This is a genomic window from Pseudomonas sp. TSO6 (assembly GCF_056098905.1).
This window is the reverse complement of the sequence record NZ_JBLZWV010000030.1, coordinates 1-16,300: the sequence shown is the minus strand read 5'-3', so window position 1 is coordinate 16,300 and position 16,300 is coordinate 1. Positions and strand designations below refer to the sequence as shown.

Sequence of the window (16,300 nt, the reverse complement as noted above, 5' to 3'; positions counted from 1 at the left end):
AGCGGCCTTGTGTCGCGATAGGGCCGCAAAGCGGCCCCGGCAATAGTTGCGGCGAGCTGACAAGTGTGGGGGCGCTGCGCACCCCAATCGCGACACAAGGCCGCTCCCACATTGACCGCATCGCCTTCAAGCCATGCGCCATACCTGTGGCCGTCAGCCTGGCGTAATGACCTGCTTCAACCGCTCGCTCGCCGGTGCCGGCCGCCCGTACAGGTAGCCCTGGAAATGCGAGCACCCTTCCGCCGCCAGCCGGCGCATCTGCTCTTCCGACTCCACCCCCTCGGCCGTGGTCTTGATCATCAGGCTGTTGGACAGGTCGGTAATGGCACGGATGATCGACATCGCCTCACGGCTTTCGCACATGTCATGCACGAACGACTTGTCGATCTTGATCCGGTCGAACGGGAACGACCGCAGGTAGCCGAGCGATGAATAGCCGGTGCCGAAATCGTCCAGCGAAATGGACACGCCCAGGTCTTTCAGCGCGCGCAAGGTGCGCACGTTTTCCTCGCTGTTACCCAGCAGCACCGACTCGGTGATTTCCAGTTCCAGGCGCTGCGCCGGCAGGCCCGAGTCGGCCAGGGCCAAGGCCACAACCTGCACCAGGTTGGCATTCTTGAACTGCACCGGCGACAGGTTGACCGACACCGTCTGCTCGCTGTCCCAGCTGGCCGCTTCCTGGCAGGCCAGGTTCAAGGCCCGGGTGCCCAGCTCATGAATCAACCCGGTTTCCTCGGCAATGGGGATGAAGTCCATGGGCATCACCATGCCACGGCTCGGGTGCTCCCAGCGCAGCAAAGCCTCGTAGCCGGTGATGCAATGGGTCTGCTGGTCGACCACCGGCTGGTAGTGCAGTTGCAACTGGCCCAGGTGCAGCGCAGTACGCAGGTCGGTTTCCACCAGGCGGCGCTGGCGGGCTGCAACGTCCAGTTCCACCTCGAAGCACTCGTAGCGGTTTCGCCCGTTGCGCTTGGCCTCGTACAGCGCCATGTCGGCATAGCCGAGCAACTGCTCGGCCTGGTCATTGTCATCGGGGGCAATGGCAATGCCGATGCTCACCCCCACCGTGAACTGGTGGCCTTCGATCTGGAACGGCGGGCAAATGGCATTGATCAGGCGCTGCGCGGTGTTGCACGCGGCATCGCGGCCATCAAGCCCGGTCAGCACCACGGCAAACTCGTCACCGCCCAAGCGGGCCAGGGTGTCGTGTTCACGCAGCTCACGGCGCAGGCGCTTACCCAACTCACGCAACAACTTGTCGCCGAAGGCATGGCCCAGGGAATCGTTGATGTTCTTGAAGTTATCCAGGTCCAGGCACAGTGCAGCGGTCAGCTTGGCGTTCTCGCTGCCACGCACCAGCGCCTGGCGCAGGCGTTCGTTGAACAGCGTGCGGTTGGGCAGCCCGGTGAGCGCGTCATGGTGCGCCATGTGGTGGATCTGCGCGTGGGCGGCCAGTTCCTCGGTGGCATCTTCGGCAACAAACAGCACGTAATCAGCCTGGCCTTCGCGGTTCTGGCTGAGCAAGGTACGGCTGCGCAGGGTACGCGGGCCACGGGCGGTGTCGACCCGGGTCTCGGCAGCATGGCCCTTGGTGCTACGGGCACCACGGGCCAGTTGCTGCTCAAGGTAGTCGGCAGCCGCCGGGCTCAGGCACTCGCCAGGCAGTTGGCCGATCATGCTGCGCTCTGGCCCGCCGAACAGGCGCTCGGCCTGCTGGTTGGCCAGCAGGATACGCTGGCTTTCCAGGTCCTGGACGATGACGCTGGCGGGGATATTGGCAATGACCGAATCCAGGAACTGCGAAAGCTTGGCCATTTCCTGGCTGTACTGCTCGGCCAGTTCCTTGGCCTGCAGCAGCTCCAGCTCCTGACGGCGGCGTTCGGAAATGTCGCGGGTAACCTTGGCAAAACCCACCAGTTGGCCGGCATCGTCGTACACCGCATCGATTACCACATGGGCGTGGAAGGCCGAGCCATCCTTGCGCAGGCGCGAACCGATCTCTTCAAAGCGCCCGATGCTGCGCGCCTGCTCCAGGTTATGCGCGGGCAACCCGGCGGCGCGCTCGGCATCGGTGTAGAACAGCGAGTAATGCTGGCCGACGATTTCCTCGGCGTGGTACCCCTTGGCACGCTGAGCGCCGGGGTTCCAGTTGGCGACGACACCTTCGGGGGTGAGCATGTAGATGGCATAGTCCACCACACTCTGAATCAATAGCCGGTACATGATGTCGGGGCTTGCGACTAACGACATGAACTTTACCTGAACCTTCGAAGCGCATGAAAAGGGACCCCGGCAAGCAGTGGCCGGGTTTTTGAAAGCGTTGATGGCATTATGCCGCTCATGACGATTTTGTGAAGTAGCTCACAAAAATGTCGCTATTCCTCTTCAAGGACGAACGAAAGCTGGCAAACCCTCAATGGCGGGCGCCGCTCACCAGGAAACTGAGCAGGTCCTGCTCATCCGTCAGCGTAATGGCCTGCGCCGGGCGCGACAGGTTCGCCAGCACAGCCTTGCAGAACGCCACGGCCGGTGCGTCTTGTGCGTAGCACCGCAGCAACCAGTCACCCTCGCCGCCCAGCAGCTGCAATGCCACCGCCTGGCCGATGCCCTGGCGGCGGTACTTTTTCAGGATGAACAGGTCAGCCAGCTCAAGCGCGTCGATGCCCGGCAGTTCGCTGCGTTCCACCAGTACGAAGCCGGCGATGAAGCCGTCCGCCAGCACCAGGTAAGCGCCCCAGCCGTCGTCCTGCCAGTAGCGTTGCAGGTGCTCGTCGTGGATGTAGAAGCGGCCGTCCACTTCGACGTCTTCCTGCTCCCAATCGGAGGACTCGTAGGAATAGAATTGGTAGAGGTTGCGGATCAGCGGAGCCTGGTCAGCGGTGGTTGGCAGCAGCGCGATGGGCAGCATGGGCGGGGCTCAGGGAAAAGGTCGATTCTAGATCACCGGGCCCAACAGCAAAAAGCCCAGGCCCTCCCCGCACGGAAAGGCCCAGGCAAAAATGAAGGTTCCTGTAGGAGCGGCCTTGTGTCGCGATAGGGCCGCACAGCGGCCCCCGATTTTCGGCGTCACCGCTGTAATTGCCGGGGCTGCTACGCAGCCCTATCGCGACACAAGGCCGCTCCTACAAGGGCTACGTCAATCGGTCGTTATCCTTCCTGCAACGCACGCGGCCGGTGGCTGCGTGCCTCGGCCTCCACCGCCGTGGCCCCCTGCAGGTGGAAGTCGAACGCCAGTTCGGCAAAACGCTCGCCTTGAACGCCGCGGTCACGCGCCGTCGCAGCATCCTCGACAAAGCGCAGCTCGCCGATCAGCCCGTCACGGGTGGCGTAGGCAAAGTCGTCCCACAGGTACTTGTCACCCTCGAAGTTGATCTGCGTGGTCAGGTGGCGGTGCCCGGGTGCCGAGATGAAGAAGTGCACGTGCGCCGGGCGCTGGCCATGACGGCCGAGCAGGTCCAGGCATTCCTGGGTCGGCCCCTGCGGGTCGCAGCCATATCCCGACGGCACGATGGAGCGCGCACGGTAGCGGCCCTCGGCATCGGTAATGATGCGGCGGCGCAGGTTGTACTCAGACTGGGTCGAGTCGAAGTACGAATAGGTACCTTGGGTGTTGGCGTGCCACAGGTCGACGGTGGCGCCGGCCAGCGGCTTGCCGTCGGCATCGAACACCTGCCCCTGCAGGAACATCACCACGCCGGGGTCGGTACCGTCGTCCATGCGCGCTTCGCCTTGTGCCACCGGCGCGCCGGCGACATACAGCGGGCCTTCGATGGTCCGCGGGGTGCCGCCGCTCAGGCCAGCCTCGGCATCCTTGGCGTCCTGCAGCAGGTCGAGGAAGTGCTCGATGCCCAGGCCTGCGGCCAGCAGGCCAGCCTCGTTACGGCCCCCCAGGCGGTTGAGATAATCAATGGCGTGCCAGAACTCGTCTTCGGTGATTTCCAGGTCTTCGACCAGGCGCGCGGTGTCCTGCAGCACACGCAGGATGATCTGCTTGAAGCGCGGGTTGCCTTCGGCGTGGTCCAGGCCAGCCACTTTGTTGAAGAAGGCTTGAATGTCGGCAGTGTGGGAAATTTTCACGGTCATCGTGCGTACCTCATATTGTTCTTGTCAGGCAGACAGGTGCGTATCAGCGGTCGTCGCTATGGATCGACGAGGGATGCCGGCACAGGCCGTCGACCTCGATGTCCATGTACGGGAACAACGGCAGTTGCATCAGGGTGTCGTGCAACGCCTCGACGCTGGGCACATCGAACACGCTGTAGTTGGCGTAGTGCCCGGCAATGCGCCACAGGTGGCGCCAAGTCCCTTCACGTTGCAGGCGCTGGGCCAGTTCCTTTTCATCGGCCTTGAGCTGGGTAGCCTTGGCCGGGTCCATGTCCACCGGCAGTTTCACGGTCATCTTCACGTGGAACAGCATGATTATCTCCTTGTTTGCTGATCAGCGACGGGCGAAGCGCGCCAGGCGCTGTTCGTCCAGGGTCAGGCCCAGGCCTGGGGTACGGGGAATGTGCAGCTGGAAGTCGCGGTATTGCGGCGGCTCGTTGACGATTTCTTCGGTCAGCAGCAGCGGGCCGAACAGCTCGGTGCCCCAGGTCAGTTGGCGCAGGGTAAGGAAGGCGTGGGCCGAGGCCAGGGTGCCGATCGAGCCCTCGAGCATGGTGCCGCCATACAGACCGATACCGGCGGCCTCGGCGATTTGCGCGGTGCGCAGCACGGCACGCGGGCCGCCGTTCTTGGCGATTTTCAGGGCAAAGATGCTGGCGGCGCCGTCGGCGGCCAGGCTGAAGGCATCCTCGACGCTTTCGATGGACTCATCGGCCATGATCGGTGCAGGGCTGCGCTGGTTCAGGCGCACCTGGCCACCGCGGTTGATACGCGAAATCGGCTGCTCGATCAGGTCGATACCGTTGTCGCCAAGCACCTGGCAAGCGCGGATGGCCTGGGATTCGTCCCAGTACTGATTCACGTCCACTCGCACACTGGCGCTGTCGCCCAGTTCGCGTTTTATCGTCACCACGTGTTTGAGGTCCTGCTCCACCGGGTTGGCGCCAATCTTCAGCTTGAACACCCGGTGACGGCGAATTTCCAGCATGTGCCGGGCTTCGGCGATATCACGGGCGGTGTCGCCACTGGCCAGGGTCCAGGCCACTTCTAGGCTGTCGCGCACACGGCCGCCCAGCAGTTCGCTGACCGGCAGGCCCAGGCGTTTGCCCTGGGCATCGAGCAAGGCGCTTTCGATACCCGACTTGGCAAACGTGTTGCCCTTGGCCAGCTTGTCCAGCTTGAGCATGGCGGCGTTGATGTTGTCTGCCTCCAGGCCGATCAGCGCCGGGGCCAGGTGCGCGTCGATGTTGGCCTTGATGCCCTCGGGGCTTTCGTAGCCATAGGCCAGGCCACCGATGGTGGTGGCCTCACCGATACCTTCCACGCCATCGCTGCAACGCACACGCAATACCACCAGGGTCTGCTGCTGCATGGTGTGCATTGCCAGCTTGTGCGGGCGAATGGTCGGCAGGTCGACGATAATTGCATCAATACGTTCAATCAGCGCGCTTGTCATTGTTGCCAGGTCCCGTGAGGTCGGGCTGCCAGTTGCAGGCCCGAATGGTGCATTTGCTTGATTGTTCAAGGATTGCGCGAGACCCTGATGACCGTCCAATATCAAATGAATCTCCCACCATACCCTGGAGGTCTGATGGAGCTGCGCCACCTGCGTTACTTCAAGGTCTTGGCCGAGACCCTGAACTTCACCCGCGCCGCCGAGCTGCTGCACATTGCCCAACCGCCCCTGAGCCGGCAGATCAGCCAGCTGGAGGACGAGCTCGGCACCTTGCTGATAGCGCGCGAACGCCCGCTGCGGCTGACCGAGGCCGGCCGCTTCTTCTACGAGCAGAGCTGCACCGTGCTTCAGCAACTGCAGAACATCAGCGACAACACCCGCCGCATTGGCCACGGCCAGCGCCAGTGGCTGGGCATCGGCTTTGCCCCCTCGACCCTGTACAACGTGCTGCCAGAGCTGATCCGCGAGCTGCGCCAGGACAGCGAGCTGGAACTGGGCCTGAGCGAGATGACCACGCTGCAGCAGGTGGAAGCGTTGAAAAGCGGGCGCATCGACATCGCCTTCGGGCGCATTCGCATCGAGGACGCGGCCATTGCGCAACAGGTCCTGCGTGAAGACCCGCTGGTGGCCGTGCTGCCCAAGGGCCACCCGCTGGCGGGCAGCCCGCTCAGCCTCGCCCAGCTGGCTGGCGAGGCGTTCATCCTCTACCCGGCCAACCCCCGGCCCAGTTATGCCGACCACGTGCTTGCGCTGTTCGCCCAGCACGGCATGAGCATCCGCGTCAGCCAGTGGGCCAACGAACTGCAGACGGCCATCGGCCTGGTGGCAGTCGGCGTGGGGGTGACCCTGGTGCCAGCATCGGTACAACAGCAGCACCGCACCGATATCGAGTATGTCGGTTTGCTCGATAGCAGTGCCGTCAGCCCGATCATACTCAGCCGGCGCAAGGGTGACGTGAGCCCGATCGTGCAGCGGTGCCTGGGGTTGATCGCCCAGCAGGTCGGGTGAGCAAAACCAGAAGCCACGCGGTACCTGTGGGAGCGGCTTTAGCCGCGAACACCGGCGCAGCCGGTGCCATGCACCGCGTTGGGGCCTTCGCGGGTGAACCCGCTCCCACAGGGGTATGGCATTCGCTCAGGGGTGTGCTGCGCGGCGACGGTAGGCCAGCAGCAGGAACACGAACCACAACGGCATCACGCACAGCGCCAACCGGGTATCCGGCTGCAGCGCCAGCAGCACCAGCACAAAGCCGAGAAAACCCAGGGTGGTGATGGCCATCGGCACCCCGCCCGGCAACTTGAACGCCGAGGCATCGTGCGCAGACGGGTTGCGTTTGCGATAGGCAAGGTACGCCGCAAGGATCATCGACCAGGTAAAGATCACCAGGATTGCCGAAACGGTGGAAATCAGCGTGAACACCGTCATCACCTCCGGGATGATGAACAGCAGGCTCAACCCGATCAGCATGCATACGCCGGAAAACACCAGGCTGTACACCGGCACGCTCAGTGCCGAAAGCCTGGCGAACAGGGCCGGCGCGTTACGCCGCTCGGCCAGCCCGAACAGCATCCGGCAGCCCGAGTAGACACCGCTGTTGGCCGATGAGGCTGCCGAGGTCAGCACCACGAAGTTGATCATGCCGGCCGCTGCGGGGAAGCCGGCCAGCAGGAACAGCTCGACGAAGGGGCTGCGGTTGGCTGGCACCTCGGCCCACGACACCACGCTGATGATGCACACCAGCGCCAGGATGTAGAACAGCAGAATGCGCAAGGGGATGGTGTTGATGGCCTTGGGCAGCGAGCGATGAGGGTTCTTCGCCTCGGCGGCGGTGGTGCCGATCAGCTCGGTACCGGCAAAGGAAAACACGGCAATCTGGAAGCCGGCAAAGAAACCGCTGATGCCATGGGGCAGCACCGCGCCCGGCGCGACCACGTTGGACAGCGAAGCAACCACGCCATTGGGTGAGGTATAGGAGGTGGCGATCATCACCGCCGCCGTGATGATCAACAGCACGATGGCGACGATCTTGATGATGCCGAACCAGAACTCCACCTCGCCAAAAATCCGCACCGCCAGCATGTTTAGCCCCAGCAGCACGAACAGGGTGAAGAACGCGGGTAGCCAGGCCGGTGCATCGGGGTACCAGTACTGGAAGAACCCGGCCACCACGACCACGTCACCGACCACCGCCACGCTCCAGCTCAGCCAGTACGACCAGCTCAGCACAAAGCCGGCGCGCGGCCCCAGGTAATGGGCAACGATGTCGGCGAACGACTTGAAGCGCAGGTCGGACAACAGCAGCTCGCCCATGGCGCGCATGACGAAGAACACGAAGAACCCGAGGATGGCGTACACCAGCAGGATCGAGGTGCCGGACAGCGCGATCACCTTGCCGGAGCCCATGAACAGGCCGGTGCCGATGGCGCCGCCTATGGAAATCAGCTGGATGTGGCGGTTTTCCAGCGTGCGTTGCAGGTGCCCGTCACGGTCGGGCGTTACCGGTTTGCTTTGCTCAAGGCTTGCGGGCATGTCTTGCATGGCGACCTCTTGTTATTGTTGGCCTGTCACATGTCGCGGTGCCGTGGCAAAGCCCTTTACAGGCTTCGCCATTGCTTGTTACGCGGGTTAGCGCGCGCTTTCGAACCCTTGCAGGGTGTTCACGGCATTGATGCCGATTTCGTCGACCATGTAGCCGCCTTCCATCACGAACAGGGTCGGGATACCCGCACTGGCGATCTCGGCGCCCATGCGCAGGAAGTCTTCGCTGGTGAGCTTGAAGTGGCTGATCGGGTCATCCTCGAAGGTGTCGACCCCCAGCGACACAACCAGAAACTGCGGCTTGTGCGCGACAATGCGCTTGAGTGCATCCTGCAAAGCCGGCTGGTACTGGGCCCAGCGCGTGCCCTTGCCCATCGGGTAGTTGGCGTTGAAGCCTTCGCCTGCCCCCGCGCCCCGCTCATGGGCGTAGCCGGAAAAGTACGGGTAGGACACGTGCGGGGCGCCATGCAGGGAGGCGAAAAACACATCGGGGCGATCGTAAAAGATGTTCTGTGTGCCGTTGCCGTGGTGGAAGTCCACATCCAGCACAGCCACGCGCTTGGCGCCCTGGCTCAGGCAGCGCTCGGCGGCGATGGCGGCGTTGTTCAGGTAGCAGTAGCCGCCCATGTATTCCCGGGCCGCATGGTGCCCCGGTGGGCGGCACAGGGCGAAAGCACTGTCGGCACCGTCGATGATGCGCTGCATGCCGGTCAAGGCAACGTTGGCGCTGCTGCGCACCGCCTCCCAGGTTCCGACGGTGATCGGGGCCCCCGCGTCCATGGCATAAAAGCCCAGCTTGCCGTCGATGAAGCCGGGCTCACGGTCGATGGCCAGGTCGCGCACTGGCCACACTAGCGGCAGCGCATCGTGGGTCTTGCCGGTGGCGGCCCATTCCGACCAGGCGTTTTCCAGGAAGCTTACATAGCGCTCGCTGTGCGCCGCCACGTAGCAGCCACGGTCGAAGGCCTGTTCGGCAATGACATCGCCAAGGCCGGTGCTGTGCACCCGGGCCAGCACGGTGTCGGCACGCTGGGGGTTTTCGAACGATGGCGTGATTGCGCCGTCCTTGAGTTCCGAGCCATGGTGCAAGCGGTGGTTGTTGCTAAAGACTGTCAGCACGCGCATGTCCTTTTTCAAGGGGTTACCGGATAACCAATTTTCGCGACAGAGCGGTGAAAATGCTTTGCTTTATGCTCAACCAAACCGGATGCTTGAGCAAAGTATTCACAAGATTGGCCACCTATGAGCAAATCCTTTGCTATCGAACAACTGGACGAAACCGACCGCGAGCTGCTGCGCCTTTTGCAGGAGGACGGCACCCTGTCGAGCGCTGCGCTGGGCGAGCGCCTGTCGATGACCGTGACGCCCTGCTGGCGCAGGCGCAAACGCTTGGAGGAGCTGGGCATCATCAAGGATTACCAGGCCAACCTCGACCGCAAGAAGCTGGGCTACGACGTGATGGCGTTTGCCCAGGTGCGCTTTGGCAACCATTCGGCCAACGCACCGGATGAGTTCGAGCAGGTGATTCTGAAACTGCCGCAGGTGCTGTCCTGCCACAAGGTGACCGGCGAGGCTGACTATGTGCTGACCGTGTTGGCGAATGACCTGGAGAGTTATGGGCGGTTTGTGGAAGAGGTATTACGCCGTCAGCCCGGGATTGCCTCGATACAGTCCAGCCTGGCGTTGCGCGAAGTGAAGGCGGTTTCCCGAATACCCGTGCCCTGAAACCCAGCGCGCTGCGCTTTTGATTTTTGTAGGAGCAGCCTTGTGCTGCGAAAAGGCCATTGCAACCGAAGATAATCTTCAGCCTTACCGGCCTCTTCGCAGCACAAGGCTGCTCCTACAGGGTGATGCGATAGCCTGATTGATGGTGCAAGACTGTTGATCCCACAAAAAATCAAAAGCAGACCGCGCATGATTTGGGTGCAGCCTACTCCGGCAAGCTGTAGCGCTCGGCAAAGTACTGGCGGAAAAAGTCCACCGCCACCCGCACCTTGGCCGAGCTGGCCAGCGGCGAGGTGTACACCGCCCAGATGTCCGCCGGCTGGTGATAAGCCTCCAACACCTGCACCAGGCGCCCGTCCTGCAAGCTGTCGTGCACGTCCCACCATGAACGCAACAGTATCCCGCGCCCGTCCAGGCACCACTGGTGCGCCACTTCGCCATGGTTGGTCGACAGGCCGCCGGTCACCCGCACGCTTTCTTCACCCAGCGGCCCCATCAGTTGCCACACGCCGAACGGGTGGTCGCGCTCCTTGATCACCAGGCAGTCGTGGCTGCCCAGGTCGCCCAGCACCTTGGGCGTGCCGCGCCGCGCCAGGTACGCCGGGGCGGCGCACAGTACCCGGCGGTTGCGGGCCAGCGGCTTGGCGATCAGGTTGGGGGCAATGGCGTTGCCCACGCGGATGTCCAGGTCGACACCTTCGGCAATCAGGTCCACCAGGCGGTCGTGCACATCCAGGCGAATGTCCAGCCGCGGGTAGCGCTCGGCCAACTCCGACAGAGCCGGCGCCACGAAGCGCCGACCCAGGCCCAGGCTGCTGGCAATGCGCAACTGCCCGGCCGGCTCGCGGTGCTGGGCACTGATGTCATCGCCCATGCGCTGCACGGCGTCGAATATCTGCAAGGCCCATTGATACACCCGCTCGCCCTCCTCGCTCACCGTCACCCGCCGGGTGGTGCGGTGCAACAGGCGCACTTCCAGGGTTTGCTCAAGCACGCGAATGCGCTTGCTGATGTACGCCGCCGACATGCCCAGCTCGTCGGCAACGGCCGCGAAGCTGGCGCGCTTGGCCACTTGCAGGAAGATATTGAGGTCGTCGAGGCTGGGCAGATTGTTCACGTATCGTGTTCCAAGAATCAATGATTGGCCAGATTATCTCCAGGCCAAGCCCTTATAGCATGGCCAGCACCTGTTCCCTAGACAACGAGTGCACCCCATGAGCAAGACCTTCAGAATCGCGGCAATCCCAGGCGACGGCATCGGCAACGAAGTACTGCCTGAAGGCATTCGGGTGGTCGAGGCCGCTGCGCGCAAGCATGGCCTGGACATCAGCTTCGAGTTCTTCGAGTGGGCCAGCTGCGACTACTACCTGGCCCACGGCAAGATGATGCCGGACGACTGGTTCGAACAGCTCAAAGGTTTCGACGCCCTGTACTTTGGTGCCGTGGGCTGGCCAGACAAAGTGCCGGACCACATCTCGCTGTGGGGTTCGCTGCTCAAGTTCCGCCGCGACTTCGACCAGTACGTGAACATTCGCCCGGTGCGCCTGTTCCCCGGCGTACCCTGCCCGCTGGCTGGTCGTGAACCCGGCGACATCGACTTCGTGGTCATCCGCGAAAACACCGAAGGCGAGTACTCGTCGCTGGGCGGGCGCATGTTCGAAGGCACCGAGAACGAGTTCGTGCTGCAGGAATCGGTGTTCACCCGCCGTGGCGTCGACCGCATTCTCAAGTACGCCTTCGAAGTGGCCCAGACCCGCGAGCGCAAGCACGTCACCTCGGCCACCAAGTCCAACGGCATGGCCGTGAGCATGCCGTACTGGGACGAACGCACCGCCGCAATGGCAGCCAATTATCCGGAAATCAGCTGGGACAAGCAGCACATTGATATCCTCTGCGCCCGCTTCGTACTGCAACCAGACCGCTTCGATGTGGTCGTGGCCTCGAACCTGTTCGGCGACATCCTGTCCGACCTCGGCCCGGCCTGCGCCGGCACCATCGGCATCGCGCCATCGGCCAACCTGAACCCCGAGCGCAAGTTCCCGTCGCTGTTCGAGCCGGTGCACGGCTCGGCCCCGGACATCTACGGCAAGAACATCGCCAACCCTATCGCGATGATCTGGTCCGGTGCGCTGATGCTCGATTTCCTCGGCAACGAAGGCACCGACCCACGCTACCGCGCTGCCCATGATGACATCCTCAAAGCCATCGAGCAGGTCATCGCCGCCGGTGACGTAACCCGCGACATGGGTGGCCAGCAGTCTACCCAGCAAGTGGGCCAGGCCATCACCGCGCTGATCGAAGCCTGATGTACCCGGGGCCGATTGTCAGAAGTGTCTGACAATCGGCCCTTTGCCTCTTGCGAGCGGCGTGGATTGTATGCAAAATCTGTTAACCATTAGATATTAGTTAACCTATAGTTAACAACCAAGGAAGGAGTGGTACCGCAACACCCCGGATGCCTGCCGGGTATAACAAGTACGCCAACGTCCAGGAGACGATGATGTCGCACAAGAATAAAAAGATTGATGTGTTCCTGATTACCGTGAGCCTGATCGCCGTACTGCTCACCGTGATCGGCCTTGCAGCCTTCCCCGCCCAGGCTGAAAGCGCCGCCAACCAGTTGTTCGAGCTGTCCACCCGCACCTTCGGTACCAGCGTGCAGGTGCTGGTGTTTGGCAGTACCCTGGCCGTGCTGTACCTGGCCTTCAGCAAGTACGGCAACATCCGCCTGGGCAGTGGCAAGCCTGAATACGCCACCGCCACCTGGGTGTTCATGTTCATCTGTGCCGGCATGGGTTCGTCGACCCTCTACTGGGGCGTGATGGAATGGGCCTACTACTACCAGACCCCGGGCCTGAACATCGCCGCGGCCACCCCCAAGGCACTCGAGTACAGCGTGGGCTACTCGTTCTTCCATTGGGGTATCAGCGCCTGGTCGATCTACGCCCTGGCCTCGCTGGCCATGGCCTACCACTTCCATGTACGCAAGAAGAGCGGCCTGAACCTGGCTTCGGTTATCGAAGCGGTAACAGGTTTCAAGGCCACCGGGCCGGTGGGCCGTACCGTCGACCTGATCTTCCTGCTGACCATGATGGGCGCACTGACCGTGTCGCTGGCCCTCACCGCCTCTACCCTGACGCGCGGCCTGCATGACCTGACCGGCACCCCGGATACGTTCACCGTGCAATTGATGGTGATCGGCGGCGTGGCGGTGATGTTCTCGCTCAGCTCCTACATCGGTATCGATGGTGGCCTGCAGCGCCTGAGCAAGATGGTGTGCATCGGCGCGCTGGTGTTTGCCGCGGTTGTGCTGTTGGTGGGCCCGACCCAGTTCACCCTCAACAACACTGCCAACTCGATTGGCCTTATGATCCAGAACTACGTGCACATGAGCCTGTTCACCGACCCGGCGGGCGACGGTGCCTTTACCCGCAACTGGACGGTGTTCTACTGGCTGTGGTGGGTGTCGTACGCCCCGGGCGTGGCCATGTTCGTCACCCGCGTTTCGCGCGGCCGGCAGATCAAGGAAGTGGTCCTGGCCCTGCTGCTGGGGGGCAGCTTCGGTTGCTGGTTCTTCTTCGGCGCGCTGGAAAGCTACAGCATGCACCAGTTCATCACCGGCGCCGTGGATGTGCCGAAAATGCTCGCCGAACAAGGCGGCGAATCGGCCGTGACACACCTGCTGCTGGCCTTGCCGTGGGGCCAGGTGTTCCTCGGTGTGTACCTGTTCATCATGGCCATCTTCTGCGCTTCGCACATGGATGCCGCGGCCTATGCGGTGGCTGCCACCAGCACCCGCAACCTGCGTGAAGGTGACGACCCGACACCCACCCACCGCTTGTTCTGGTGCGTGGTGCTGACCCTGGTGCCGCTGGCCATGCTGTTCGCCAAGGCCTCGCTGTCGACCATGAAGACCGCCGTGGTACTCACCGCAATCCCGTTCATGGTGATTCTGCTGGTGAAGATCTATGGCTTCTTCAAGTGGATGATCGCCGACTACGGCCAGGTACCCGCCCACGTCATCGAAGAAGAGGCTGCACGGATGGCCGGTGAGCAACCTGCCGAGCATGCCCCGCGCAGCGCTGCTGCCGTGCATTGATTCAATCAGAGGGGCCGTACTGCGGCCCCTCTGAAAGGCTGCAAATTTTTTTGCCTGACCTGTTAACCAACAGGTACGCGTTAACCAACAACTATAAACCGAGCTTGTGAGAAACCTGTCATGAACGACTTCAAACGCCTGCCCGCCGATTTCTGTGCGAACGCCGACGAGGCCTTCACCATCCCGGCCAATTTCTACACCAAGGCCGCGGTGTTCGAACACGAGAAAGAAGCCATCTTCGCCCGCAGCTGGATCTGCGTGGGCCACCGCAGCGAAGTGGCAGACAACAATGCCTACATCACCCGCGACGTGATTGGCGAAAGCATCATCGTCGTCCGTGGCCGTGACAGCGTGCTGCGTGCGTTCTACAACGTCTGCCCGCACCGTGGCCACCAGCTGCTCAGCGGCAGCGGCAAGGCCAAGAACGTCATCACCTGCCCGTACCACGCCTGGACCTTCAAGCTCGACGGCGAACTGGCCCACGCCCGCAACTGCGACAACGTGGTCAATTTCGACAAAGAGAACTCCACCCTGGTGCAGCTGCGCGTCGAGGAATACGCCGGCTTCGTCTTCATCAACATGGACATGGAGGCGGGCTCCGTCGAAGACCAGCTGCCAGGCATGCAAGCACGCATGCGCGAAGCCTGCACGGTAATCGACGACCTGCACCTGGCGGCGCGTTTCGTCAGCGACACCCCGGCCAACTGGAAGTCGATCGTCGACAACTACCTGGAGTGCTACCACTGCGCCCCTGCCCACCCGGGCTTCTCCGACTCGGTCGACGTCGGCCAGTACAGCCACACCATGCACGGTAACTGGACCCTGCAATATGGCCTGGCCAAGCCTTCGGAGCAGTCGTTCAAGTTTGACGAAAACGTGAAAGACCCGTCGTTCGCCGGCTTCTGGGCCTGGCCGTGCACCATGTTCAACGTGCCGCCTGGGGCCAACTTCATGACCGTTATCTACGAGTTCCCGGTCGATGCCGAAACCACCCTGCAGCACTACGACATCTACTTCCTCAACAAGGACATCACCGAAGAGCAGCAGAAGCTGATCGACTGGTACCGCGAAGTGTTCCGCCCAGAAGACCTGCGCCTGGTCGAGAGCGTGCAGAAGGGCCTGAAGTCGCGTGGCTACCGTGGCCAGGGCCGGATCATGGCCGACCGCGAGCGCAGTGGCATGAGCGAACACGGCATTGCCCACTTCCACAACCTGATCGCCGTGGCCCACCTCGACGATTGATGGCAACCGCTCCACGTTTATTTGCACGTAAAGGTGCGCGGCAGGGCCTGCCGTGCACCCAGGCAGTCGAGGTGAACCATGGCCAACACTTATGAAATGTTCAGCGTACGCGTAACCGATGTGGAACACGCCACGCCGCTGATCAAGCGCTTTACCCTGGCCCGCGAAGACGGCGCGGCGATGCCCGCCTTCACCGGCGGCAGCCACGTCATCGTGCAGATGCAAGGCGCTGACGGCAGCCAGTTCAGCAACGCCTATTCGTTGATGAGCGACCCGCGCGACACCCGCAGCTACCAGATCGGCGTACGCCTGGAAGAGCAGTCCAAGGGTGGTTCGGCATTCATGCACCAGCAGGTAGAAGTCGGCACCCACCTGACCATCTCCTCGCCCAACAACCTGTTCGCCCTCGACCCTTCGGCTGGCCGTCACGTCCTGATTGCCGGCGGCATCGGCATCACCCCGTTCCTGGCGCAACTGCATGAGCTGGAAGGCGGCAGCGTCGATTACGAGCTGCACTATGCCTTCCGCGCGCCTGAGCATGGCGCGTTCCAGGACCAGTTGGCCAACGGCCCGCACGCAGCCAACACGCGGTTCTACATCGACAGCCTCGACCGCAAGCTTGATCTGGCCGCCCTGTGCGCGGGGCTGGACGAGCAAGCGCACTTGTACGTGTGCGGCCCCAAACCGCTGATCGACGCGGTCATCGCCTGCGCCGCCCAGGCCGGCATTGCCGAGCAGCGCGTGCATTGGGAACAGTTTGCCGCCACCCCGGTCACCGGCAGTGCCTTTACCGTGGTGCTGGCGCAATCGGGCGTGGAACTGCAGGTGGAAGAAGGCATGACCATTCTGCAGGCCATCGAGAAGTCCAAGGCTGCCAAGGTCGAGTGCCTGTGCCGTGAAGGCGTGTGCGGTACGTGCGAGACGGCCATCCTTGAGGGTGAAGCCGAGCATTACGACCAGTACCTGAGCGATGAAGAGAAAGCGGCGCAGCAGAGCATCATGCTGTGCGTTTCCCGCGCCCGTACGGCGCGGCTGGTGCTGGACCTTTAACAACCGCCCGGCTGATGTTGCCTGTACTGGCCTCATCGCCGGCAAGCCAGCTCCCACATGGTCCCCCACAGCCGCTACCGATGGGA

At 62.7% G+C, this 16,300-nt stretch carries 14 protein-coding genes; 6 read left to right on the top strand and 8 right to left on the bottom strand.

Going from position 1 to position 16,300, the window contains the following annotated elements:
* Positions 1-153: 153 nt before the first annotated feature.
* From ACN6NG_RS11725 to ACN6NG_RS11705, 5 genes are all read right to left on the bottom strand, one after another.
* On the bottom strand, positions 154-2,250 hold the full coding sequence (locus ACN6NG_RS11725) for a putative bifunctional diguanylate cyclase/phosphodiesterase (RefSeq protein WP_063423632.1): 2,097 nt from the start codon (positions 2,248-2,250) through the stop codon (positions 154-156).
* Between the two features lie 163 nt (positions 2,251-2,413).
* Entirely contained in the window at positions 2,414-2,908 is a 495-nt protein-coding gene (locus ACN6NG_RS11720; protein ID WP_063423631.1) for a GNAT family N-acetyltransferase, read from the bottom strand.
* Positions 2,909-3,147: 239 nt separating this feature from the next.
* The gene (gene catA / locus ACN6NG_RS11715) at positions 3,148-4,083 is read right to left on the bottom strand and encodes a catechol 1,2-dioxygenase (RefSeq protein ID WP_353456993.1); all 936 of its coding nucleotides are present in this window, start codon (positions 4,081-4,083) and stop codon (positions 3,148-3,150) included.
* Positions 4,084-4,126: 43 nt separating this feature from the next.
* A complete protein-coding gene (gene catC, locus ACN6NG_RS11710; protein ID WP_016487549.1) occupies positions 4,127-4,417 on the bottom strand; it encodes a muconolactone Delta-isomerase in 291 nt (96 codons plus the stop codon).
* A 21-nt stretch (positions 4,418-4,438) separates the two neighbouring features.
* The gene (locus tag ACN6NG_RS11705; protein WP_049274190.1) at positions 4,439-5,560 is read right to left on the bottom strand and encodes a muconate cycloisomerase family protein; all 1,122 of its coding nucleotides are present in this window, start codon (positions 5,558-5,560) and stop codon (positions 4,439-4,441) included.
* Between the two features lie 135 nt (positions 5,561-5,695).
* Between ACN6NG_RS11705 and ACN6NG_RS11700 the strand changes: the two genes are divergently transcribed.
* Complete coding sequence (locus tag ACN6NG_RS11700; protein ID WP_063423629.1) at positions 5,696-6,568, top strand: LysR family transcriptional regulator; 873 nt, start codon at positions 5,696-5,698, stop codon at positions 6,566-6,568.
* 126 nt (positions 6,569-6,694) lie between these two features.
* Here ACN6NG_RS11700 and ACN6NG_RS11695 read toward each other — a convergent pair whose 3' ends face one another.
* Positions 6,695-8,098: an amino acid permease gene (locus tag ACN6NG_RS11695; protein ID WP_353456996.1), complete on the bottom strand. Its 1,404-nt coding sequence runs from the start codon at positions 8,096-8,098 to the stop codon at positions 6,695-6,697.
* An 87-nt stretch (positions 8,099-8,185) separates the two neighbouring features.
* The gene (locus ACN6NG_RS11690; RefSeq protein ID WP_474314050.1) at positions 8,186-9,217 is read right to left on the bottom strand and encodes a histone deacetylase family protein; all 1,032 of its coding nucleotides are present in this window, start codon (positions 9,215-9,217) and stop codon (positions 8,186-8,188) included.
* Between the two features lie 123 nt (positions 9,218-9,340).
* Between ACN6NG_RS11690 and ACN6NG_RS11685 the strand changes: the two genes are divergently transcribed.
* The gene (locus ACN6NG_RS11685) at positions 9,341-9,823 is read left to right on the top strand and encodes an Lrp/AsnC family transcriptional regulator (RefSeq protein ID WP_063423627.1); all 483 of its coding nucleotides are present in this window, start codon (positions 9,341-9,343) and stop codon (positions 9,821-9,823) included.
* A 205-nt stretch (positions 9,824-10,028) separates the two neighbouring features.
* Here ACN6NG_RS11685 and ACN6NG_RS11680 read toward each other — a convergent pair whose 3' ends face one another.
* The gene (locus tag ACN6NG_RS11680) at positions 10,029-10,940 is read right to left on the bottom strand and encodes a LysR substrate-binding domain-containing protein (RefSeq protein ID WP_049274198.1); all 912 of its coding nucleotides are present in this window, start codon (positions 10,938-10,940) and stop codon (positions 10,029-10,031) included.
* A gap of 97 nt (positions 10,941-11,037) precedes the next feature.
* On the opposite strand from ACN6NG_RS11680, the gene ACN6NG_RS11675 reads away from it, so the two are divergent.
* The 4 genes from ACN6NG_RS11675 to ACN6NG_RS11660 all read left to right on the top strand — a co-directional run bounded on the left by ACN6NG_RS11675 (position 11,038) and on the right by ACN6NG_RS11660 (position 16,214).
* Positions 11,038-12,129 carry a tartrate dehydrogenase gene (locus ACN6NG_RS11675; protein ID WP_016499198.1) on the top strand — a complete coding sequence of 364 codons (1,092 nt, stop codon included), beginning with the start codon at positions 11,038-11,040 and terminating at the stop codon, positions 12,127-12,129.
* Positions 12,130-12,323: 194 nt separating this feature from the next.
* The gene (locus tag ACN6NG_RS11670) at positions 12,324-13,922 is read left to right on the top strand and encodes a BCCT family transporter (RefSeq protein ID WP_016499197.1); all 1,599 of its coding nucleotides are present in this window, start codon (positions 12,324-12,326) and stop codon (positions 13,920-13,922) included.
* Positions 13,923-14,042: 120 nt separating this feature from the next.
* Complete coding sequence (locus tag ACN6NG_RS11665) at positions 14,043-15,164, top strand: aromatic ring-hydroxylating oxygenase subunit alpha (protein WP_474314047.1); 1,122 nt, start codon at positions 14,043-14,045, stop codon at positions 15,162-15,164.
* Between the two features lie 78 nt (positions 15,165-15,242).
* Positions 15,243-16,214: a PDR/VanB family oxidoreductase gene (locus ACN6NG_RS11660; protein WP_474314046.1), complete on the top strand. Its 972-nt coding sequence runs from the start codon at positions 15,243-15,245 to the stop codon at positions 16,212-16,214.
* Positions 16,215-16,300 lie beyond the last annotated feature (86 nt).

What these genes read in the sequence shown, in the direction of transcription:
- ACN6NG_RS11725 (WP_063423632.1), bottom strand. Translation starts at nt 2,250, where the DNA reads ATGTCGTTAGTCGCAAGCCCCGACATCATGTACCGGCTATTGATTCAG.
- ACN6NG_RS11720 (WP_063423631.1), bottom strand. Translation starts at nt 2,908, where the DNA reads ATGCTGCCCATCGCGCTGCTGCCAACCACCGCTGACCAGGCTCCGCTG.
- catA (WP_353456993.1), bottom strand. Translation starts at nt 4,083, where the DNA reads ATGACCGTGAAAATTTCCCACACTGCCGACATTCAAGCCTTCTTCAAC.
- catC (WP_016487549.1), bottom strand. Translation starts at nt 4,417, where the DNA reads ATGCTGTTCCACGTGAAGATGACCGTGAAACTGCCGGTGGACATGGAC.
- ACN6NG_RS11705 (WP_049274190.1), bottom strand. Translation starts at nt 5,560, where the DNA reads ATGACAAGCGCGCTGATTGAACGTATTGATGCAATTATCGTCGACCTG.
- ACN6NG_RS11700 (WP_063423629.1), top strand. Translation starts at nt 5,696, where the DNA reads ATGGAGCTGCGCCACCTGCGTTACTTCAAGGTCTTGGCCGAGACCCTG.
- ACN6NG_RS11695 (WP_353456996.1), bottom strand. Translation starts at nt 8,098, where the DNA reads ATGCAAGACATGCCCGCAAGCCTTGAGCAAAGCAAACCGGTAACGCCC.
- ACN6NG_RS11685 (WP_063423627.1), top strand. Translation starts at nt 9,341, where the DNA reads ATGAGCAAATCCTTTGCTATCGAACAACTGGACGAAACCGACCGCGAG.
- ACN6NG_RS11675 (WP_016499198.1), top strand. Translation starts at nt 11,038, where the DNA reads ATGAGCAAGACCTTCAGAATCGCGGCAATCCCAGGCGACGGCATCGGC.
- ACN6NG_RS11670 (WP_016499197.1), top strand. Translation starts at nt 12,324, where the DNA reads ATGTCGCACAAGAATAAAAAGATTGATGTGTTCCTGATTACCGTGAGC.
- ACN6NG_RS11665 (WP_474314047.1), top strand. Translation starts at nt 14,043, where the DNA reads ATGAACGACTTCAAACGCCTGCCCGCCGATTTCTGTGCGAACGCCGAC.
- ACN6NG_RS11660 (WP_474314046.1), top strand. Translation starts at nt 15,243, where the DNA reads ATGGCCAACACTTATGAAATGTTCAGCGTACGCGTAACCGATGTGGAA.